Genomic DNA, 21,633 nt, shown 5'->3' on the forward strand with positions numbered 1-21,633 from the left:
AATTTTTGGCATGCGCAGGCGATCTACTTTTCAGCCGCCATCGGCAAACCGGCGGCCACTCCCAGCCCGATCGCCCAGCCGGTGGCAAGGCTCCATAGCAAAGCTTTCAGCGCAGGGTTGCGTCCCCAGATCCTAAATGGTCTACCTTTGCCCCTCGGGTATGGGATGGGGAAAAATGGCCGACTATAAATTTCAGGTGCCGCGTCTTAGAGACGCCGATCTTCTTAGCTTTTTGAAATCAGCGTCTGAAATGGTGGACGCAACCAGTTGCAGCATTAGTGAGATTGGATCGGCGCGGGGTGAGCAGTTTCCGATTAGCGATGAAAAATGGCGCACGCATCCGCTAGCTTCATCGGATCGATATACGATCTACTCGGCTACTATCGGCGCTGCCAACTTCAACCTCGTCGTTGAACGGAACATCGCGTCAAATGCAGATTTTGCTTTCGATGTTCTGAGCATCACAAACAACCCGAAGGACGGCGTTCCGCCTGAGAAAGTGTCGCGTCTCAACCAGATAATCAGCGATTCATTTCTGGCAAATACTGACCAGAATGCCAAGCTGTTTCATAATTCCCAATCTTTTACGCTGCTCATGAAATCGCATCAGAAGATGATCGAGCAGTTGCAGCGCACTGTGGCCAACGTTGGTGAGCAAGCGGCAGCGGTTCGCCTCAGACTTGAGGAGGAATATAACGAACGAAACGCTCAGCTTGATGCACAGGTCGCCACTCGACAGACGAAAGCGGAAAAAACGATCGAGGAAGCAAAGCGAGCTCTGCAAAGGACAGAAGAGGAACTGGCGGCACGGCAGAAAGATTTAGACGACCGCAGCAACACACATGCGCGGCGTGAGCTTCACCAAGAGCTGAAATCGAAGATCGTTGCACGCTCAAACAAGTTCCAAATTACGCCAGAGACGAAAAGCAACCGGACTCCGATCCATTTGGGTGTCATCGGCTCATCGGCGGTGTTGGTCGGCTTTCTTGCGTACTACGCGAACGCTCTGAGCTCGCTTCCTGCCGGCGCTACGACGGCTCAGGTTATAATCGCAGGTCTGAAGCCTGTGGGCCTGACTGTCGCGCTTCTCGGCCTAATTGCCTGGTATCTGCGCTGGATGAACAGATGGTTTGAGCGATACGCAGACGCGGAATTTCAACTTAAGCAGTTCGATTTGGACATTGATCGAGCGAGCTGGGTTGTTGAGGCGGCGCTGGAGTGGAGGCTTTCTCAGGAAAAGTCAATGCCAGAACACTTGCTTGAAACCATCTCACGCAATCTGTTTGCGAGGGGGGAAAAGGATGAATCAGCTGACATGCACCCGGCTGATTACTTGGCTTCGGCGATATTAGGGCGCGCCTCGGGAGTGAACCTAAAAGTGCCAGGAGCTGAAATATCGCTGACCGGCAAAGATTTGAAGAGATTACAGACGGATGAAGGCTAACTGTCGCGATCCGACACCCGAACGCCAGGTCGAGCTATCTAACAAGCGCGGAAAGCAAGAAATGATCTCACTGCCGGATTGCAAGATCACCGAGACCGATGGCCATTTGGTTCTGTCGCCAGAGCGCACTAACTGGCCAAGCATACTGGCCTTCGATCGCTCGGTGAAGGCGTTTCTGTCACTCAACCCCGAATATGAGGTCCTCATTCACCACGCCTCCAGCGAGCGCGGGAATGGCGAATGGGATATGGTGATTGTCAAGCCGCCATCTTGACACGCCGAACGGTGGCGTCGAGACTGATCACGCCGCATAAACGGAGCGCTATGATAAGCTTCCCGGAAAACGAGAAGAACTTCGATGCTGTCTGCGCGGCATTGAGCAACCATCGGAAACGTGAAAGCCACACCCCGGCCGGTTGAACCGCCTCTTTCGAAAGAACCTTAAAGGCCTGTTCCCGCCAGATGACCTACCGGTGCTCTCAGCGTCGAACACTATCGTGGTGCAAGTTACGCGACCGAGGCTCCAGTGGGCGAAACTGGCCAATCGGACCAAGCCAGACGCACACCCGAGCGAAGCGGCACTGATCATACTGGTCTATGAGACGCCCGACAGCGATGCAGACAGCCATGAGAACAGCTCACGAAACTTGAGGCCACTCAGCTTTAGAGGCTGGCGAGTGGAAAGCTTCGCGAGGATGTCCATGTTGGCACCCTCGACGCCAACGGCGAAGAACGAAAATGCCTTCGAAGCCTCGCCAGATTTGATCGCGTTTTTCAGCAGCAACGATGCTGTCCGTGGGCGCCCCGTCCGTCATTAGAAATACCCAGGGCCGGTAATAGGAGATGCCGTTCGCGCGGTACTCATCCTTGCGACGCCGCAACATCTCTAGGCCCTGCTCGATCGCCGCACCCATTGGGGTGTCGCCGCTGGGCGCCAGCTTACTAGGCGTAAACAGGTCAGCGGTCTGGAACGGCGCGACGACATTGACCGGCCCGAAGGTGACGATGGCGACCTCGACGCGTTTCATCGCCAGGCTGTCGGCCGCGAGCTCGTCCTTGAAGGCGACAAGGCCCTGGTTCAGTGCGTCGATCGGCGCTCCATTCATGCGATAGGACGTGTCCAGCAGAAGAAGGCAGGACATCGAGGTTCTGGATTATCCGCGAACTCTGCAGCCCCAAACGGTATCTGATCAAATTGGTTGGACATCTACTCGCCTTTTCGCCGAAATATCGCTTCCCGCAAGCCCCGGGTCTCCCGGCATTCGGCAGGTAGCAGATACCCGGTTTCTGCTGTCAATTGACTTGAGATTTAGCCGCCCATCGATTCGACTTTCGCGGATTGCTCTGTTTTGTATTGTGCAGGGAGGGTGAAATGGTCAGCCAACAACGGATCGGCTGGAGCATCGCGGTTTTTTGTGCTATCGGTTGGGCCATGTCGAGCATCGATGCCCGATCGCCACCCCCGCCCCGCCCGCGGTCCCCGCGGCAACCACCACCGCGGCGCCTCAGGTGCAGCCGAGCAACAGCTCGATTGCCTATGCAAAGCCCGACGCAGTGGCTGCCCAGAAGCCCAACCCCGCCACGTTGGTTCGCTGGCTGTACACCACCAGAAAAGTGCGTGTCAGGGTCGCGCCGGACACCGGGGCGCGTATCATCACCACGCTTCCGATAGGCGACCTTGTCCAGACTAACGGTCAACAAGGAGACTGGTACAATGTGACGGTCTCCGCGAGGATCGGATGGATCCATGGCGACTACCTCAATGAGGCGAAGCCAGTCGAGCTGACTTCGACCACACCGGTCGCGCCAGCGGCTGCACCAGATGACGGCACCGTTTCGGAGCATGCCTCGGGCGATCCTGTTAGAGACGCCGTGGTTGGCAGATGCGACTGCCCATACGACCTGATGCGCAACGGGCGTTTGTGTGGGGGCCGGAGCGCCTATAGCAGGCCTGGCGGCAGGAGCCCGGTGTGCTACTGGTAGGAAGGTTGCGCCGCCAGGAGCGACCGGCTGATCCACCCCAAAGTGACATCGTCCTTGCTGACCCGCGCCCAGCGAGCGTTGATTTCGACCACTGTCAGAGCGGTGCCCGCCGGCACCTGACCCACCACGGCTCCGGCCATGGAAGGATCCGAACGGACATTTGCGGTCCTGGTCACGATTGCGGTTGGGAATTGCTCGCCTGTCGGCGGCTCGACAGCTACCGAGGTGCCCACATCGCCCACCGATGACGCGCTTGGCGTTTTCTGATCATCAGCGGAGGTGGGCCAGCTATCGGCAACCGGGGCGTTCTGCTGAACCGGCCCCCTGGTTGCTTCCACATATGGCGGCGGATTCGAAGGCTGGACATCCCGGCTTGCCTGCTGCAGCGTTTGGGGCTGCCCTGGTACCTGGCGTTCGGTTCGGGGTGCCAATGTCGGGTTTGGCGCAGCGCCGGGTTTTGTATCGGAATTCTGGGCCATCACGATCGCGCCCACACCGACCACGCCGATAACAAGCAAGGAGACTTGGGCCGCACGGCTCCCCCCTGGCAGCGTGGTAGATCAGGGCCACGAGTGCTGCAATCAATAAACCCAGAAAAAGAGCTGATTTGCCGCTGCGCTTGGAAGAGTAGGACATGCCCGAGCCGGGAAGACCAACCGTGCTCTGAATGCCGCCACGGCCCATGTTCAATGTGGAGCCGGGCTTGCCAAAGGAGGCACTGCTGAACCCTTTCCCGGTGACGTTCAGGCGAACGCCAGGAATAAGCCTCAATGACTTTCTGTATCTAAACCCCACTGCGCCCCCGCGCGTACTTTAAAGCGAACATTAGCGTTAGGGCACTTGCGAAGCAACCCTAAGGCGTCCCGACGTCGGTCTGCTGCACCGGCAACGGTATTTCCTGCCGCGCAAGATATGATTTGAGGGCATCCTGGAAGCGCTCAATGTTTGGCAATACCTTGCGGCCGGCACGGATGATTTCATCACCCTTGGGCTCTTTCGCGAACACGACGTTGATCTGAAGGTCCGCCAGTAAAGGGTTCAATACAAGGAACTGATCAAGGGTGTTGTTGAGAGCGGTGCGCTCCTCGGGCAGCAATTGATCTAGAAACTCATAGCCTTTCATCCTGGTAACCACCTCGCGTCCGGTGAGCACTTTTGCTCCCCTCCCCGCCACGGTTCGGTCGAAGAGATGACCAAGCAGGTACTTGTTGAGTTTCTCAAAATCCTCGGTGTTCAGGTAAGTCGCTAGGAACCCTCCGATCACGGCCTTTTCGTTGCCGGGCAACAACACAGGTTTTGTCGGCTCTCCGATCCAGATATTCGGTTTGGCGAAGGCCAGGTTTTGCAGCCTCCAATATTCCTTAAAGACCGGGTTATCGTCTCTGTATTGTTGGTCGAACGGCTGCTTCTCCCATTCGGCCTTCACCTCCAGGAACCGCCTGTTGTCGGCAATCCACTTCCGATGCTCACCATAGCGCGAGCAGACGCCGGCGATGTAATGCTGCACCGCCAATTCATATAAGCCCATCGCGGCGACTTTGGCGGCTACAGTCGTCCCCGTCGCTTTGGCGTAGGCCTCGCGATCAGAGCGCAATTGTTCGACTTCTTTGGCCAGCTTGGATCGCTGCATTTCCAGCTGCTGCAGGGAGTTTGTCAGCTCGGTCTGTTTTTCGCTCAGCGTCCGGTTGGCCTGGGCGGTGCGTTCCGCCTCCTTGGCAGCTTTCAAGGCTTCTTCGTTGAGTTGCGTTACCTGGCCGGTCAACGATATGCGCTGGCTCACCAGAGCATCGTTCGCGGCCTTTAACGAGATTTGCTCGTCCTCCAACCTGGCTTTGTTGCGACGAACCTCAATGAGTTCCTCGTTGATCGAAACCACTTCGGTTCGGAGCTGCTTCTCCAGTATCTCGGGAAGGGAGCTGAAGAAGAACGCCCATATAGCCAAGAGGCCAACGATGAGGGCCGAAATACCTTGCGCGGCATTCCACAGCGACTCCCACGGGAAGCGCCGGGCCGAGGCATGGATTGTTCGCAACGTCGCCATGCTCGTCCGGGCGGCACCACCCACAAGAAGCTTGATCCTATGAATCGGAATGTGAAATTGCACGCGCCGGTGCCCTAAAACTGTTCAAACATTTGGCTGTGATGAGCGTTCTTTTGATGAATCGCTACAGCTAGTTGGCATGATTTGCTCTTTGCCCGCAGAATTCCTGTTAGCGACGCATGGTTACCCTCCATTTTGACTGGAAACACCTGCCGCAGGCTCCAACCCGGTGATAGGATTTTGAATCGACGGTAAGCGGGGTTCTTTAAGCCCCATACCCCCGATCGCCTCTTTCGACACGATTGACCGAAGGCCGGCGCAGACTCCGCGTTGCCGGTGTTCGAGCGACGAGGAGCTTGACCGCGCTGTTAACCGGCGTGGCCTCGACCGCCTGAACTGGCCTCAAATCGTGAATGGTCAAAGTCCCATCGCCAGTCTTCTATGACAGCTCACGCAGCGCGTTGCTTATGCAATCCTCGAAGAGACTGGGTTGGAGCTCGGCCAATGTGAAGAAGGCCTCGAAAAGCCGTCCTGGCGCCGTCTTCAACAAGTCGGCGCTGATGTCCACCTTTTCAAGCAAAGGGGCGAGAGGAGACCGTGCGAGCGAGATCGCCGAGCGCTGGCCAAGGGCCAGTTGCACTTGCGCCGGCATCAAGGCGAACAGAATGATGTCGTGAGTTTGACGAATGAAAATGGCTTGTAGAAACTCTTCGCCCAATTGTGCGCCATCAAACCACGCCAATGACAGGGACGCAGGATGGGATTTTGCCCATCGTTCGCGCCACCGGAGCTCCCGCGGAAAGCCGGCCGTTACGAAAGCTGCAAGGGGATCAGCCTCGATCCTGCGCCGCGACGGGTAAGCCACAGCCCCTGCGCAACGGGTACGCCCGGCGCCATAGGTCTTTGCGCGCAGGAAGAGCCGTGACGTCTCCGCGTGGACCTCATCACCATGGCGATCGAACTCCCGTTGATGTCCGCCCCATCTCAAATACTGCGACAGGCGAAATCCCGCCACCTTGTCGTCGACAATGACTTCGTCCTGCTCAGCTGCAAAGAGGCTCGAAACCGCATCATCGGCCATTGCGCAGTACGCGTTGTAACCGGCATGGCCGTTCAAAAACGTTTCCGAAGGGCGGGCAACCCCTTCTATCAGATCGAGCGGGGCAGAAAGAGCGGCCAACCTCATGGCGGCGAGATAGCCCCTCTCATAGAGAGTATCGGCATCGGCCTGCAGGATCAGAAGCTCGTCATCGACAAGCCCCCGCTCGGCAGCAAAGGCTTTGGCCATGAGCACGCCAAGATGTCGCGGCGGGACATAGCCGCGTTCCAAGGTCTGTCCCAGCAGGACCGGTGCTGGGCTGGCTTCCTTGACAGCCTCCATAACGCCACGGGTGCCGTCGGTCGACCCGTTGTCGACCAGCACCAGGACGCTGTCTGCGACTGCCGCCCCGGCGCCGAAGCCCAGGGAAAGGCATGTCGCGGCTAGCGACGCTTCTTCATCGAGACAGGGAACGACGACGGCCGTCAGCATGAAGGGCTCGCAATCTGGGCAGTGTCGGCAATGTTATAGTGCTCGGTTTCGCCAGGACCTGTTTCGCCAAGTGCCGTGATGCAGAACAGTTAGGCGAGCACGGTATATGGCTGATAAGGGCTCGGCCAGCCGCGTAGCCGCAGACGATGGTAAGGGCAAAATCTCCGACATGACGCCGGTTGGACAGGCGCTTGGACCACGAATCCAGGTTTTCCTCACCAACCCGTCGCGCAGCGCGCACGCAACAAGCAGGGTAGCCAAGCCATTGCCCGAGCCAGGCGCTGTGTTCGCCAACAGTCCGGTCGATGGTCAAGATCCGTCGGGCCAAAGCCGGCCGCTTTGAAAAGACGACAAAATTGTCGCTGTCACGGCAATAATAGAGCCCGCGCAGCCGGGCCCACTGACCCAACTCCGCGTCGCCCACCGTGTCGCCAATTTCGGTCCGCACGGCAGGCCTCAGGCCAAGCATGACCTGGCGCAAATCCACCATCGCCGATGGCTTCAGCCATTGCGGCCGAAATCTCATCGAGAGCGCCGCCACACCAGAAGAAGCTGCGTCATTGCCGGTCTAGTATCGTCCTTGAACCCGGCCTCTTCGGCGGCCCGGCGCGAGGCGTCGTTGGATTTGCGCATATGGGCATAGATGACATCGTAACGGCTCGCCTCACAGGCCTTTCTGTAAGCGACCCTGCCGATGCGGCGGCCCTGGCTCGGCGTGTTGAGATAGATTTGTATGGACGCATGCGGGCCAAGTGGCGCTTCGTCGATATGGTTGATGAACACCATGCCGGCCAGCTTGCCTTCTGCCTCGATGCGCCAGGCTTCGCCACCAGGCCCGCCGCCGCGCTTCGCCGTTCCCTTTGTCTTAACGAGCATGACCTGATCGGCTTCGACAAAGGCACTGCTTGGTTTGACCTTGCTGCGCTTGGGCTTGGGTGTCGGACGCTTCGGCTTGCGGCGCGGCCCGGGGCTTGGTGCGGATTTAGCGCTCATAAAGGCGCTCCAGGCCCGGAATCAGTCTATCCGAGGCCGCTTCCCAGAACTCGGCCGGGAAGAATCCCGGTGAATAGGCCACGACAATATCGATCAAATTGGCCGCAACAGCCGATCTGGCGAGCGCCGCCGTCAGCCTATCGATCTGCGTTAGGATGTTCTCGATTGGCGGATCGAGACGCTCCCTCCTGCTTTCCCAGTCGGTGTCCCCGTCGTAGCGGTTGTTGAAGAAATCCATATCGATATGGAGGACGGTTCGCCGCCCAGGCAGGCACTCTAGCCAATCGTCGAGATCGGAGGTCAGGCGGTAACGGCCGGATCCCGTCCCTGGTGAAAACGCATTGAGCCTTACCGCCGGCCGCTTGCGGCCAGGTTCAAGCAGCTCGTCCGACTGCTCATAGCGTTCGATCGCAAAGTCCTTGGTCGACTGGACCTTCGGAGGCTGGCAAAGCTGGCGTACCTCGGTGCGCGGGAAAGCGTGCAGGAACGGGGTCAGGAAACTGCCCATCCCGATGGCGCCGCTTTCTATGGCCGCGCGCACGCTTTGGGGGTCGTCGAGACTGCAGGCAGACCCGCCGATGGGGTCGGTCCACTGGCCGTTTTCCTCAAACAAGCGGGGGCTGGCGAGGTCACGGTGATCGTCGACGTGCAGGACAAGCACCTCCTCGTGAGGACTGATGCCCAGTGCCTGGACCTGCTCGCTCCAGCTGTGAAGGGTCCAGCTGTCGTAAAGAGCGCTCAAGACGTGACCGCTCCGGCGGCGTGCCGTGGCCATGGTTGGTCGGGTGACGTTTCCACCCCACCAGGACAGTCCTTCATCGAGCCGCAAATCGACATGTCGATCGATCCCGTCGGGCCAGGCTAGCGTCAATCTCCATCCGGCATCCTCCAGGACGGCGCGGGCGTCCTTGTCACAGAAATAGTCGCGAAGCATGGCGTGTCGTCCCGACGGCAAGGTCGGCAAGCGATCGACGGGAAGATGCAAGCTGTTCACGCCGCCTCTAGCGCCGGCTCGGAGGCTTTCCTCAGAACCTCGGTCAGGGAGCGACCGGTCTGCGTCAGCGGGCAGCTCAAAAGCGTGGTGAACGCTTCGGCCAGATGTTCATCGGTGTCCCTGATCTGGTTGATCGCCCGATTGTGGAGGCGCGACGGCCCTTCCTTGCGGACAAACTCCCAAAACCGGCGCAACTCGACGAACACGAAGACCGCATGCAAAAGCCCGGAGGGTGGGCGCAAATCCTCACGCCAAGGAGAAAAGACCCGCATTTCGGTCGGCTCTACCGTTGGGGAGATGCGTTCCAGAAGATAGAGCTTCTGGTGGCGATGCTCATGGACCAAGGAATCGGCCAGGTCGTAAGGGTCGATCAGCCGGTCGCCTTGCCACACGGAGACGTAAAGCGCCCCCGGTACCGTATTGTCGCTGAAGGAGACAATCTTCTCGGGATGGGCGAGCGGATCGCGAACAAATTGAATGGCACGGCAGGCCATGCGGATTTCAGCCGCCAGCGCTGGGCGCCATGCCTCTACGATCCGCAGCGCCGCCTCGACCACCGGACGTGCGTGTGAAGCGGACGCCTCAGTCTCAAAATAGATGGCATCGCCGAATGGCTTGCGCAGCCAGCTGTCCTCGTTGGCAACCGCCAAAGCGCATAATTTGTCTGTGGGCCGATCAAGCAGATCCGAGAGATAGGCCGCGTCCGCCGATAGCGCTTGCCCATCGACGGTATGGACGACCCGCCCCAGATTCTGGGAGGACAGGGTTCTCTGCCATGCCACCGCCCCAGGCTGCTGGCAAAGTTCCGCCAACCTTCCCGGCTCCGTCGCGCCGAGATCGGCCAGCTTTTGAAATGCGTCCAGCGACAGAAAACGCGCGGCTTCTAGAAACTCGCTCTGCAACGCCTGTCGTGAGGCCGCACAGAGATGAGCCATCTCCTCCTTGCCGAGCTCTGCCGATTCGTATCGGTCAAAGCTGAAGACGTCGGGAAGTACTTCTGCTGGCCGCGCGCTGCTGTCCAGCAAACCTTGGATCCTTCCCCGGATATGCCCAACGAGAGCGGTCATTTCTCCGCAGTAAATGGTCGGATTATCAAAACCGTTCGCGCCATAGCGGTGTGGGAGCGAGCCGCCACCGCAAATATCTACAATCGCGCATTCCTGGCACGTGACGCTGAGACCAGGCTTGCTCAACAATTGTCTATGAGCCGCCAGGTGATCGGATGATGCGATTGATGAAATCGCAGTGTCTGTCACGGTGCCGCCGATTCGCGTTGCGCCGTCCTTTGTGACTTTCAGCACGTCCAAATCGTGATAGCTGCCGTCAGTTTCGATGCCGATAAGACTGACATCGCCCAAGCCGAAGGCGTCGGTGCTAGACGGCAGCCCCGCGACCGCGTCGAGCAACGCCTCGAATGTGCGTATGGGCAGTTGGGGGTAATAATCGAGCCAGACATCGAAGGCTTGACAGAGCCAGGCTTCATACAAATCGGCTTGCTCGCTTCGACCCGCCGGCGGCCGCAAATGATGTGCGTCCGGCAGCAGGAAGTCGAGTTTGGGTACATCGTGCGCCGCAAAAAACGCCAGCAGGTCTTGCGCGGGCGTGGTCGGATCGATGACGGCAATCACGCCTGCGAAAATTTTCGGATGTCTTTTGAGCCGCTCGAGCGCTTGCTGGACACGCTCGAAGCTGGAGCGGCCCTTTTTCGAGTTCCGATGCTTGTCATTGGCGTATTTTGGCCCGTCTAGGCTAAGCGAGATGCTAATGTCTGCGGCCTCAAACGCTGTGAGCGCGGCCTCGCTCAACAAGAGGCCATTGGTTTGCAGGCCGATATCAACCGATGAGGGCGTGGCTGCCCGGATCTGATCCGCAAAGGCCACAAGCGTTTCAACGCCAGCCAGCAAAGGCTCCCCGCCGTGGAAAATGACCGTGCAGCGCTTGATTGATTCTTCGGACAAATACGTCGTCAGCCTTTCCACAAAAGTAAAACGATCATCCGCCGACAGCAATTTTGGCATGGAGCGCCAGGATTGGTCGGCGTGGTGATAGACGTAGCAATAGTCGCAATCGAGGTTGCAGCGCGAGGCGACCTTGACCAGGAACGACGTAATCCGGGGAGGCGCCTCGCTGACTGTCATGACCGGCTGTGGCGGTGGTGCATCCTGTCATAGCTGGTGATCACGTCGCTGGGCTCGGCCTGGGACAGGACGCGGCCCTGCAGTCGCTGCAGCGCCGGATTGGCCAGGCGGCCCCGCAGGAGTGCGGTGCGCACATCGCGATTGGGGGCGGTGACGGAAGCAGGAACCTCCTCCGGATTGGGATTCGACATGTGGGTCTCCATTTTTCGCAACCTATCATAGCACGCGCAAACACAGATGCTACCAGATTTTGTTCGGGCAATTATCCTGCTGCCAAATGCAAAATCCGCCCTGAAGACTGTATTGCGGAACGACCTGAAAGGTAAAATCGACGATTTCTGATTGATCGCTGTTTCTACGATCGCTATTCACCGGATTCTGACGCGACTTTAACAGAACAATCCAGTATGTCCGATACGGTATCAGAAGTGTTGTGGCCATGGCTCAAGAGGCGCATTGCTGCTGCGTGCGGTTGCGCAACCATCATGTCCTATGCGGGGCGATGATAGGGCAATCTGCACAATCTGACGATGCTCTTCACGCCCGTACCGTCACACCCCCAAGCTCGCTTTCACCTCAGATGAGGCTTCCGACCAGGACAAAAGGGGAGTTTTCCGCCGTACCGTTCCGAATCTGTGTGTTATAAACATCAAAATTATGGACGACGCATATCCTGAATTGCCGCTTTGCTCCGCCATCTTCAATTGGTAGAGCGATCAGAGGTCGGGAAATCGGAGGCAGCGGGCCTGCGATTTGCTCGAGTAACGACAGCAATGGGCTTTTGAGATAAGGTTGGGACGCGATGGCATTGAGCGAATAGAGCGATATCCGGGAACCGAAACAATCCACAAAAATATTTCGTTGGTATTTTTGTTGGCTAGTCCTGCTATAGCGTGAGTCCTAACGATTTGGAAACAGAGCAAGTTTTCCATCGTTTGGATTCCGCCTCTGGGCACCATTTTTCCAAGGCAATTTCAGCAAGTTGCGCATGACGCCCGCTTGGCTGAAATCGGTTGGGGGAATTCAGGTCGCCGTGTTGCGGGAGGTTGCGTAGCGGTTCTCGGCGACCTCCAATCATTTTTCCCGCGCCCGACAGGGCCGGCACTGGCGAAACTGTTTGCTCGCATTGGGCGAATGACGGATTTGATTTGCTTGGTGATCCCCTATCCTTAGGGCAAACTGCCCGCTGGGGCTCCAGGAGGCGAAATGAGAGCACGCGCAGCAACGGTTGGAGATCTGGAAAGTGTTTTCCGTGATCTGTCCAAGCGAATATCGGACGAGTACGTCGCGGCCGGCAAGGACAGCAAGATCGCCTACGACAATCTGATGATGAACTTGAAGGAAGGCCGTGCTCATGCGCTCGTGCAGGGCGAAAAAACCGTAGCGCTCATCGCCTGGCACGAGAATAGCGACGCTGCCGATACGCTGTTCGCCGCGCAGGAAGATTTCTTCAGCGCCGCGACCGTTCGCTTCTGCAAGCGGCACATTCGCCATATCCAGGCGCTTGCCGGCAACCTCCCCATTCACTCGCGCAGCTGGCTCCAGAGACCGGACGTCGCAAAATGGTTCCGGATAATCGGCTATGTCGAGCGGGGCCAGGAGAATGGCGCCCATCTGTTCGAACTGCCGCCGGCTCCCGCCGCCTGACAAATCTCGGCGGGCTGCGAAACGCTGCCGCAACCGGTACCCACGTTCGGGGCCGATGCTCTAGCCAAAAAGGCCCGCCGCTCCATTTGCGAAGCGGCGAGGCTCGATATTCGGGAACGACTTCCGGGCCGTTGCCCCGGCATTGCTTACTGTGCAATTCAGGCGCCAGACGGGTTGACCGATAATGGGACACCGCACCGGGAAAGCGCGAACCATCTTCCGCGATCACACCACTGCCATACCGCGCCATTCCTTGCTATGTTTGCTCGCGGCGGACCTGATTTCCGCTTGGCCGGCGCCCATCAGGCAATCTACCCCAACGCCCCCCCAAAGTGGCGCCGGCCACTCTTCACCACCAACCCAATCTTCGCCGCCGGCCCAATCTTGGCCACCGGCCCAATCTTCGCCACCGGCAACTTCACGCGCGGTCAGGCCGAAGCCAGGACAGCGGTTCTGCTCCAGAGCGGCGGCCTTTCATGTCAAAACGCCCTGACTGGCGATTCCAGTGCGACAGATCGCCTGGAGCGGCAGCACGATCCGACCTGAAGCGCGTCGCGTTTGACCGGCGACGCCGCTTCAGGTTGTTGTTTTTTTGCATGTCGTTACCGCAAAACCGCTGCACACTTTTGCGCGACATGCATTAAATCCAAAAAGACGGTAGCAAGCCGCGGCCAGAAAGTGTTGAAGACCGTTCCGATGGCATTGAACGTGTCGCGATCTGGTTGCACTCGGCAAGGCTTGATGATTTGTTGCCGCTTCAAGGAGAATGAATGATGCACGAGCCTGCCGGTCAAGACGAATATGGGTCGGCCAGCCCCTTCGACCCGGACGACCTGACGACGTTGAACGTGATGGGTCCGGGTGTGGCCAGCAACGATTTCGAGAAATACGCGGTCGCCGTGATCATCGTGTTCGGCGCCCTCATCATTGGCGGCTTGATGGCCGCAAACCTTGCCCTGGGGCACCGTAACGGCTTCCTGTACGCGCTTGGCGGCGCCACCGCGGCGTGGATATCGGGAAATGCGCTGCTGCTCGATCGGCCGCGTATCTATGCCTTGTTCGTCGGCATCGCGGCGGTGATGCTGATTGCGTCCACCATAACGCTGGTCATCTGACCGAAAGAAATTAATATCCGATCGCCTCGCCGGACGCGGCGCGGCTGTCGATGGCGCCATTGTAGCGGGCGCCGCCGCCCTTTTCGATCTCGGCCAGGCTCTTGCCGCCGACCAGGATACCGGCCGCCTGACCCCAGGTCGCATCGGTGACGTCGAGGCGGTAGCCCATCCCGGCAAGCAGTTTTTCGGTATCGGGCGACAGGCCGAACGGTTCGACATAGACCGTGTCGGGCAGCCATTGGTGATGGATGCGCGGCGCGTCGATCGCCTCCTGGATGTTCATGCCGTGATCGACGACATTGACGATCGCTGCCAGCGTGATGGTGATGATGCGCGATCCGCCGGGGCTGCCGATGACCATGAACGGCTTGCCGTCCTTGGCGACGATGGTCGGGCTCATCGACGACAGTGGCGTCTTCCTCGGGGCGATCGCATTCGCCTCGCCCTGGACGAGGCCGTAGAGATTGGGCACGCCCGGTTTCTGGGTGAAATCGTCCATCTCGTTGTTGAGCAGGATGCCGGTGCCGTCGGCGACGACGGCGGCGCCGAACGAGCCGTTCAGCGTATAGGTCACCGCGACGGCGTTGCCGTCATTGTCGACGATCGAATAATGCGTCGTCTCCTGGCTCTCGCCAAAACCCTTCGGCATCAGACCCTGCGACACGCCGGCCCGGAACGGATCGATCTTTTCGCGGATTTCCTTCGCATAATTCTTGTCGAGCAGCTTTTCGACCGGATTGTCGACGAAGTCGGGATCGCCGAGTGCCGAATTGCGGTCGACATAGGCATGGCGCATCGCCTCGACCATGACTTTGACGGTTTCGGCAGAACCAGCGCCGAGATAGGACAGCGGATAGAATTCCAACACGTTGAGTATCTCGCAAATGATGACGCCGCCCGAGCTCGGCGGCGGCGAGGAGGTGATCTCATAGCCGCGGTAGTTGCAGGTCACCGGCTCGAGTTCGCGGACCGCGTAGGTCTCGAAATCCGCCTTGGCCAGAATGCCGCCCTTCTGCGCGCTCGCCTTGACGATGCCGTCGGCGATCGGTCCTTTGTAGAAGGCATCACGACCTCGTTCCGAGATGGCCGAGAGCGAGGCGGCGAGATCGGCCTGGACAAGGCGCTCGCCGACGGCATAGGGCTTGCCGTCAGGCTTCAGGAAGATGGCGGCCGCGGCCGGGTCCTTGGCCAGCCGCGCGGCGCCGCCTTCGAGCGAGGCGACATCGCCCTGCTCCAGCACAAAACCGTCCCTGGCATAGCGGATGGCCGGCGCCATCAAGTCCTGCCGCGTCAGCGTGCCGTATTTTTCCCGTGCGGTCTCGAAGCCGGCCACCGAGCCCGGCACGCCGACAGCGAGATAGCCGTCGAGGCTGGCGCCTTTCACCGGCTTGCCGTCCTTGTCGAGATACATGGTTTTCGTCGAGGCGAGCGGCGCGCGCTCGCGGAAATCGAGGAACGTCGAGCGGCCGTCCTTGAAGCGGATGGTCATGAAGCCGCCACCGCCGATATTGCCGGCGTTTGGATAGACCACAGCCAGTGCGTAGCCGACGGCGACTGCGGCATCGACGGCGTTGCCGCCCTTCTTCAGCACCTCGACGCCGACTTCAGACGCCAGATGCTGGGCGGTCACCACCATGCCATGCTCGCCCTTCGCCGGCTGCGGCGAGGCGGCCAATGCGGCCGCCAGCGGCGCAAAGGTCAAGGTGAGGGAAAGACTGAGTGCGATTAGGGTGCGGCGGTGCATGGCCGTTCTCCGGGGCGTGGGATGCGCCTAGAAAAGCCGTTTGGAGCGGTTGAGTCCATGGCTGTGAGGGGAAAGATTCGGGTATGCTGTCATGCGCCGTCGGCGAAGCTGCCGATCTCCCCCCTTGCGGGGGAGATGCCCGGCAGGGCAGAGGGGGGTGCTGTCCCTCCGACGGTTAGGAAAGCAGAAGTCGAAAATTGGCGATCCTTCCCACCCCCCTCTGTCCTGCCGGGCATCTCCCCCGCAAGGGGGGAGATCGGATTTCGCCTTCGGTTTTCGCCAACTTCCAACGCTGAAGGCACGCACGCCTGTTTGCCTCAGGCGGGTTTTTTGTTTCAGGCCGACATCAAACAATCCCACCGCCGCCGCCGGCAACCGCCGGCCGTTCCGCCGCGACCTTGGCTCGGTAGCCGGCGGCGCGATAGGTGGCGACCGGATCGATGGCGCCGCCCGTGTTCAGCCGCGCCATGGCGAGGATCGGCTCGAGATCGGTGCGATAGGCGGCTTTCAGCGTCTGCGTCGCCATCAGCGCGTCGTTGGCATCCTGATAGCCTTCCAGCGCCTGGCGATCGACCAGCAGCGCCTGCGCATACGCGCGCTGCACCTCGACCGCCGACAACATCAGGCTTTCGATCGGGTCGGTGACATTGTGGCTCTGGTCGAGCATGTGAGCCGGATCAAAACCTTCGGCACCGGCAAGCTCGGCATCGACCAGCTCGTTAAAGACGAGGAACAGCCGGTAGGGATCGATCGAGCCGGCATCGAGATCGTCGTCGCCATATTTCGAATCGTTGAAATGGAAGCCGCCGAGTTTCTTGAACTGGATCAGCCGCGACACGATCATCTCGATATTGACGTTGGGCGCATGATGGCCGAGGTCGACCAGGCAAAAGGCCTTGTCGCCGAGCTCTTTGGCGATGATGTAGTTCGTGCCCCAATCCTGCACGACCGTCGAATAGAAGGCCGGCTCGTACATTTTGTGCTCGGTGAACAGCTTCCAGTCGTCAGGCAGCCCGGCGTAGATCTCCTTCATTGCGTCGAGATAACGCTCGAACGCCGTGGCGAAATTGACCTGGCCGGGGAAATTCGAGCCGTCGCCGATCCACACCGTCAGCGCCTTGGCGCCGAGCGTCTTGCCGATCTCGATGCATTCGAGATTATGCTCGACGGCCTGCCGGCGGGTGCCGGCGTCGGCATGCGACAGCGAGCCGAATTTATAGGACAGTTTTTGGTCCTTGGCGTCGGAGAAGGTGTTGGAGTTCATGGCGTCGAAGCCGAGGCCGAAGCGCGAGGCCGCCTGTTTCAGCTGGTTCGGGTCGGCCGTGTCCCAGGGAATGTGCAGCGAGACGGTGGGTGTCGCCTGCGTCAACTGCCGGATGACGGCGCAGTCCTCGATCTTGTCGAAGATATCGCGCGGCTCGCCGGCGCCGGGAAAGCGGGCAAAGCGGGTGCCACCGGTGCCGACGCCCCAGGACGGGATCGCCACGGCGAATTTTTCGACCTTGCCGCGGATGGCGTCGACGGCGATGCCGCGGCGGTCGAGGCGTTCGCCGAGCGCATCGTAATCGCGCTTGAGCTCGGCCGCGCGCGCGAGATTGTCCTTGTCGACGACGTCGGCTGAGATGATGGTTTCGGACATGGTGCTTCCTCCCAAATGCGTTCGGTTGGCGCTGCCCCTCATCCGCCTGCCGGCACCTTCTCCCCGTATAGCGACGGGGAGAAGGACAAGCGTGTCCGGCATTGGCGACCCCCTCTCCCCGTTGTTCGCGAGGAGAGGGTAAGGGTGAGGGGCAGCGCCACCCTCAAAAAATGATCGCCTAGCGCGTAAAACTCTGGGCGTTGCCGGCGTCGACATTGACGATATTGCCGGTCGACTTGGCCGACATGTCGGAGGCGAAGAAATAGATCGCCTCGGCGATGTCTTCGGGGAACACCGAACGCTTCAGCATCGAGCGCGAGCGGTAGTGTTCCTCAAGGTCGTCAGTCGACATCTTGTAGGCGGCGGCGCGCTGTTCCTTCCACTCGCCGGTCCAGATCTTCGAGCCGCGCAGCACGGCGTCGGGATTGACGACATTGACCCTGATCTGCGCTTCCGCGCCTTCCAGCGCCAGGCAGCGCGCCAGATGGATTTCGGCGGCCTTGGCGGTGCAATAGGCTGCGGCATTGGGCGAGGCGGCAAGCCCGTTCTTGGAGGCGACGAAGACGACATTGCCGCCGATCTTCTGCGCCCGAAACAGCCGGAATGCTTCTCGCGACGCGAGGAAATAGCCGGTCGACAAGATGTCCATGTTCTTGTTCCACAGCGCCAGCGTCGTCTCCTCGATCGGCGCCGAGGTTGCCAGGCCGGCATTCGACACCAGGATGTCGATGCCGCCGAACTCGACAGCCGTCTCGGCGAAACCGGAGATCACCTGGTCCTCTGACGTGACGTCGATCACCACCGGCCGCACGAAATCCTTGCCATGGGCCTTGGCCAATTCGTCATTGGCGCTGGCAAGGGCGGTCTCGTCGATGTCGGCCAGCACGACGCAGGCGCCCTCGCGCAGCAGCCGGTTGGCCGTCGCCCGGCCGATGCCGCCGGCGCCGCCGGTGACCAGCGCGATCTGGCCGGCAAGCGCTTTCGCCTTGGGCAGGCGCTGCAGCTTCGCCTCTTCGAGCAGCCAGTATTCGATGTCGAAGGCTTCCTGCTCGGGCAGGCCGACATAGGTCGACACTGTCGAGGCACCGCGCATGACATTGATGGCATTGACGTAGAATTCGCCCGAAATGCGCGCCGTCGCCTTGTCGCCGGCGAAGGTGAACATGCCGACGCCGGGCATCAGATAGACCACGGCGTTCGGATCACGCACCGGCGGCGAATCCGCATGCTTGCACCTGTCATAATAGGCCTGGTAGCCATCGCGATACTCTGCCAAATCGTCGGCGAGACGGGCGATGACGGCGTCGACATCAGGATTTTTGGGGTCGAATTCGATGACCAGCGGCCGGATCTTGGTGCGCAGGAAATGATCCGGGCAGGAGGTGCCGAGCGCCGCCAGCGGGCGCAAATCCTTCGAATTGACGAATTCGAGCACGGCCGGCGAATCGTCGAAATGGCCGAGCTTGTGGCTTTTCTCCGAGATCAGGCCGCGGATCCTCGGCATCAGCCTTGCCGCCACGGCGCGACGCGCCGGCGCGTCGAGCGATTTGACGACTTCGCCGCCGAAGATCGGCTTGCCTTCAGACTTGCGCTCGAACCAGTCGATCGCCTGGTTGATCACCGAGATCGTCGTCTCGTAGCATTCCTTTGGAGTGTCGCCCCAGGTGAACAGGCCATGGCTTGCCAGCACAACGCCCTTGGCCTCAGGGTTTTCGGAGCAGAATTTTTCCAGCCACAGGCCGAGCTCGAAGCCCGGACGCTTCCATGGCAGCCAGCCGATCGCGTCACCGAAGATCTCCCTGGTCAGCGCCTGCGAATCCTTGGCGGCGGCAATCGCGATGATGGCGTCGGGATGCATGTGGTCGACATGCGGCTTCGGCACGAAGGCGTGCAGCGGCGTGTCGATCGAGGCCGCGCGTGGGTTAAGATTGAAGGTGCAATGGGGCAGATAGGCGACCATCTCGTCCTCATGCTCGAGGCCGCGATAGAGACCCTTAAGTGCGCGCAACTTGTCCATGTAGAGGGTGGCGAAACCGTCTGTTTTAATCGAGGCGCTGTCGCCGCCGGATCCCTTCACCCAAAGCACTTCCACGCTTTCGCCGGTGAGCGGATCCTTTTGCCAGATCTTGGAAGAGGTGTTGCCGCCGCCATAGTTGGTGACGCGCTTGTCGGAGCCAAGAACATTCGAGCGATAGACGAGACGTTCCGGCTCGCTCATTCCCAGGGCTGTCGCCTCATCCCAAAGATTGGCGAGGCGCGTGCCGGAGCGCTTGTCAAGCATAGGTAATCCTCCCGTGACGTGAGACGCGCAAACGGTGCGGTCCCTTTGGGCCGAATTTCTACGCAAGCGGCGGCGTTGTCAATCACAAACGATCAACATCGATCATATTGCACTGCACAATGAATTTATCTGATTGGAAATGATTGACACTGCGCGTTTTGAGTGCCTAGATGTGCTGGCAGGGAGGAACCATGCACGAAAAAGAGCGCCACAGGATCATTTTGTCCGCCGTCCAGGAAAAGCCTGTGGTGACGGTGCAGGAGATGGTCGACCTGACGGATTCATCCGAGGCGACGATCCGGCGCGACATCGCCGCACTGCATGTGCAAAAGCGCCTGCGCCGGGTGCGTGGCGGCGCCGAGGCGATCACCCCGCCGCAATTCATCGGCCTTGCCGGCCGGCCTTTTTCCGTCAACGAGACGATCAACGCTGCGCAGAAGCGGGCGATCGCGCGGGACGCCGTGGAACTGTGCAAGGACGGCGAGCCGATCATCATCAATGGCGGCACCACCACCTTCCAGATGGTGCATTTCCTGACCGGTCGCCGCATGCCGATCTTCACCAATTCCTTTCCGATCGCCGAGCACCTGCTCAAGCACTCCAAGAACACGGTGATGCTGTCGGGCGGCACCATCTACCGCGAGCAGAACATCATCCTGTCGCCCTTCGACAATGACGTGACGCGCAATTTCTATGCGCGCCGCATGTTCATGGGCGCGCAAGGGCTCGGGCCACTCGGCCTGATGGAAGGCGATCCGCTGCTGATCCAGGCCGAGCAGAAACTGATCGATCAGGCCGACGAACTGGTGGTGCTGGTCGACTCGTCAAAATTCCGCAAACGCTCGAGCCTGATCCTGTGCGGCCTGTCGCGCATTGCCACGGTCATCACCGACGACGGCATCGAGGATCGCGAGGCCAAGATGTTGGAGGCCGCCGGTGTGACGCTGGTCGTCGCCCGCACAACGGCAGGCAATAGGGAAGAATCTTCGCTGCAGGCCTGAGGGTTCGCAGCGGCGATGGAATGCAACACTCAAGGGAGGATATTCGATGAGCTTTCTGAAGAAATTGATGGTTACGGCGGCGTTCTCCGCCGCCATCTTCGTGAATGCGGCCTATGCCGAGAACGTCAAGATCGCGCTGGTGGTGAAGTCGCTCGGCAACGGCTTCTTCGATGCCGCCAACAAGGGCGCCGAAGAGGCGGCCAAGGAACTCGGCGACGTCGATATCATCTACACCGGCCCGACCAAGGCGACCGCCGAAGCGCAGATCGAGGTGATCAATTCGCTGATCGCCCAAAAGGTCAACGCGATCGCCATTTCGGCCAATGACGCCGACGCGCTGGTGCCGGCGCTGAAGAAGGCGATGGATCGCGGCATCACCGTCATCTCGTGGGATTCCGGCGTCGCTCCGGAAGGCCGCCAGCTCCACCTCAACCCGTCGGACACCAACCTGATCGGCGAAACCATCATCAAGCTTGCCGCCGACTATTTGCCGGAAGGCGGCGATGTCGCCATACTGTCGGCTTCGTCGACCGCGACCAACCAGAACGCCTGGATCGAAGCGGCCAAGAAGGTGCTGCCGGAGAAATTCCCCAAGATCAATCTCGTCGCCACCGTCTATGGCGACGACGACTCGGCCAAGAGCACGGACGAGGCCAAGGGCCTGCTGAAATCCTATCCGAACCTCAAGGCGATCATCGCACCGACCACCGTCGGCGTCGTGGCCGCCGCCCAGGTGGTGACCGACCAGGGCCTGATCGGCAAGGTCAATGTCACCGGCCTGGCGCTGCCGTCGGAGTTCAAGAAGTTCATCGACAACGGCGCCAGCCAGGCTGTCGCACTGTGGAACCCGATCGATCTCGGCTACTCGGCCGTCTACCTCGCCCATGATCTGGCGGTGAAGAAGGAAGAAGCCAAGCCGGGTGCGACGCTGTCGATCGGCCGTGTCGGCAAGGTCACCCTCGACGACACCAACTCGGCCGCGATGGCTCCGCCCTTCAAGTTCGACAAGTCGAACATCGAAGAGTTCTCCAAGATCTATTGATCCTGGAGCCCTTCAAGCCGGCGCGGCGGAGCTCAAGTTC

The 21,633-nt window shown here is 60.0% G+C and carries 18 protein-coding genes and 1 pseudogene; 7 read left to right on the forward strand and 12 right to left on the reverse strand.

Annotated elements, in window-relative coordinates; genetic code table 11:
* Nucleotides 1-175 precede the first annotated feature (175 nt).
* Nucleotides 176-1,444: a hypothetical protein gene (locus AC0L2V_RS12195; protein ID WP_473520194.1), complete on the forward strand. Its 1,269-nt coding sequence runs from the start codon at nucleotides 176-178 to the stop codon at nucleotides 1,442-1,444.
* Between the two features lie 61 nt (nucleotides 1,445-1,505).
* Nucleotides 1,506-1,718, forward strand: a complete 213-nt coding sequence (locus AC0L2V_RS12200; RefSeq protein ID WP_473520195.1) for a hypothetical protein — start codon at nucleotides 1,506-1,508, stop codon at nucleotides 1,716-1,718.
* A gap of 364 nt (nucleotides 1,719-2,082) precedes the next feature.
* On the opposite strand, the gene AC0L2V_RS12205 is transcribed toward AC0L2V_RS12200, so the two are convergent.
* Nucleotides 2,083-2,586, reverse strand: a complete 504-nt coding sequence (locus AC0L2V_RS12205) for a vWA domain-containing protein (protein WP_473520196.1) — start codon at nucleotides 2,584-2,586, stop codon at nucleotides 2,083-2,085.
* A gap of 472 nt (nucleotides 2,587-3,058) precedes the next feature.
* On the opposite strand from AC0L2V_RS12205, the gene AC0L2V_RS12210 reads away from it, so the two are divergent.
* Nucleotides 3,059-3,427: an SH3 domain-containing protein gene (locus AC0L2V_RS12210; RefSeq protein WP_473520197.1), complete on the forward strand. Its 369-nt coding sequence runs from the start codon at nucleotides 3,059-3,061 to the stop codon at nucleotides 3,425-3,427.
* Here the strand turns inward: AC0L2V_RS12210 and AC0L2V_RS12215 are convergent.
* From AC0L2V_RS12215 to yhhA, 8 genes and pseudogenes are all read right to left on the reverse strand, one after another.
* On the reverse strand, nucleotides 3,418-3,945 hold the full coding sequence (locus AC0L2V_RS12215; protein ID WP_473520198.1) for an SH3 domain-containing protein: 528 nt from the start codon (nucleotides 3,943-3,945) through the stop codon (nucleotides 3,418-3,420). The genes AC0L2V_RS12210 and AC0L2V_RS12215 overlap by 10 nt on opposite strands.
* Before the next feature lie 118 nt (nucleotides 3,946-4,063).
* A pseudogene (locus AC0L2V_RS12220) lies at nucleotides 4,064-4,222 on the reverse strand (DUF4236 domain-containing protein); the annotation flags it as partial.
* A gap of 58 nt (nucleotides 4,223-4,280) precedes the next feature.
* Entirely contained in the window at nucleotides 4,281-5,531 is a 1,251-nt protein-coding gene (locus AC0L2V_RS12225) for a zinc ribbon domain-containing protein (RefSeq protein WP_473520199.1), read from the reverse strand.
* Nucleotides 5,532-5,907: 376 nt separating this feature from the next.
* The gene (locus tag AC0L2V_RS12230) at nucleotides 5,908-6,999 is read right to left on the reverse strand and encodes a hypothetical protein (protein ID WP_473520200.1); all 1,092 of its coding nucleotides are present in this window, start codon (nucleotides 6,997-6,999) and stop codon (nucleotides 5,908-5,910) included.
* Nucleotides 7,000-7,521: 522 nt separating this feature from the next.
* The gene (locus AC0L2V_RS12235) at nucleotides 7,522-7,992 is read right to left on the reverse strand and encodes a GNAT family N-acetyltransferase (RefSeq protein ID WP_473520201.1); all 471 of its coding nucleotides are present in this window, start codon (nucleotides 7,990-7,992) and stop codon (nucleotides 7,522-7,524) included.
* Nucleotides 7,982-8,767, reverse strand: coding sequence for a hypothetical protein (locus tag AC0L2V_RS12240; RefSeq protein WP_473520202.1), 786 nt, complete (start codon nucleotides 8,765-8,767; stop codon nucleotides 7,982-7,984). The genes AC0L2V_RS12235 and AC0L2V_RS12240 overlap by 11 nt, the downstream gene beginning before the upstream one ends.
* Before the next feature lie 215 nt (nucleotides 8,768-8,982).
* Nucleotides 8,983-11,124 carry a cyclophane-forming radical SAM/SPASM peptide maturase YhhB gene (gene yhhB, locus AC0L2V_RS12245; RefSeq protein ID WP_473520203.1) on the reverse strand — a complete coding sequence of 714 codons (2,142 nt, stop codon included), beginning with the start codon at nucleotides 11,122-11,124 and terminating at the stop codon, nucleotides 8,983-8,985.
* On the reverse strand, nucleotides 11,121-11,315 hold the full coding sequence (yhhA, locus tag AC0L2V_RS12250; protein WP_473520204.1) for a YhhA family cyclophane-containing RiPP: 195 nt from the start codon (nucleotides 11,313-11,315) through the stop codon (nucleotides 11,121-11,123). Before yhhA ends, yhhB begins: the two co-directional genes overlap by 4 nt.
* 1,015 nt (nucleotides 11,316-12,330) lie before the next feature.
* Between yhhA and AC0L2V_RS12255 the strand changes: the two genes are divergently transcribed.
* Complete coding sequence (locus AC0L2V_RS12255; protein ID WP_128177700.1) at nucleotides 12,331-12,771, forward strand: hypothetical protein; 441 nt, start codon at nucleotides 12,331-12,333, stop codon at nucleotides 12,769-12,771.
* Between the two features lie 770 nt (nucleotides 12,772-13,541).
* Nucleotides 13,542-13,886: a hypothetical protein gene (locus AC0L2V_RS12260; protein WP_036263803.1), complete on the forward strand. Its 345-nt coding sequence runs from the start codon at nucleotides 13,542-13,544 to the stop codon at nucleotides 13,884-13,886.
* A gap of 10 nt (nucleotides 13,887-13,896) precedes the next feature.
* Here AC0L2V_RS12260 and ggt read toward each other — a convergent pair whose 3' ends face one another.
* The 3 genes from ggt to AC0L2V_RS12275 form a co-directional block, all read right to left on the reverse strand.
* Nucleotides 13,897-15,630: a gamma-glutamyltransferase gene (gene ggt / locus AC0L2V_RS12265; RefSeq protein ID WP_473510112.1), complete on the reverse strand. Its 1,734-nt coding sequence runs from the start codon at nucleotides 15,628-15,630 to the stop codon at nucleotides 13,897-13,899.
* Between the two features lie 346 nt (nucleotides 15,631-15,976).
* The gene (gene rhaI / locus AC0L2V_RS12270) at nucleotides 15,977-17,269 is read right to left on the reverse strand and encodes an L-rhamnose catabolism isomerase (RefSeq protein ID WP_473510114.1); all 1,293 of its coding nucleotides are present in this window, start codon (nucleotides 17,267-17,269) and stop codon (nucleotides 15,977-15,979) included.
* A 178-nt stretch (nucleotides 17,270-17,447) separates the two neighbouring features.
* Nucleotides 17,448-19,550 carry a bifunctional rhamnulose-1-phosphate aldolase/short-chain dehydrogenase gene (locus AC0L2V_RS12275; RefSeq protein WP_473510116.1) on the reverse strand — a complete coding sequence of 701 codons (2,103 nt, stop codon included), beginning with the start codon at nucleotides 19,548-19,550 and terminating at the stop codon, nucleotides 17,448-17,450.
* A gap of 191 nt (nucleotides 19,551-19,741) precedes the next feature.
* Here AC0L2V_RS12275 and AC0L2V_RS12280 point away from each other — a divergent pair, with 191 nt between their 5' ends.
* Both AC0L2V_RS12280 and rhaS read left to right on the forward strand, forming a co-directional pair.
* Complete coding sequence (locus AC0L2V_RS12280; RefSeq protein WP_027155512.1) at nucleotides 19,742-20,551, forward strand: DeoR/GlpR family DNA-binding transcription regulator; 810 nt, start codon at nucleotides 19,742-19,744, stop codon at nucleotides 20,549-20,551.
* Nucleotides 20,552-20,597: 46 nt separating this feature from the next.
* Nucleotides 20,598-21,593: a rhamnose ABC transporter substrate-binding protein gene (gene rhaS / locus AC0L2V_RS12285; RefSeq protein WP_023803287.1), complete on the forward strand. Its 996-nt coding sequence runs from the start codon at nucleotides 20,598-20,600 to the stop codon at nucleotides 21,591-21,593.
* Nucleotides 21,594-21,633 lie beyond the last annotated feature (40 nt).

The sequence above is a fragment of the Mesorhizobium sp. WSM4814 genome, assembly GCF_055811595.1.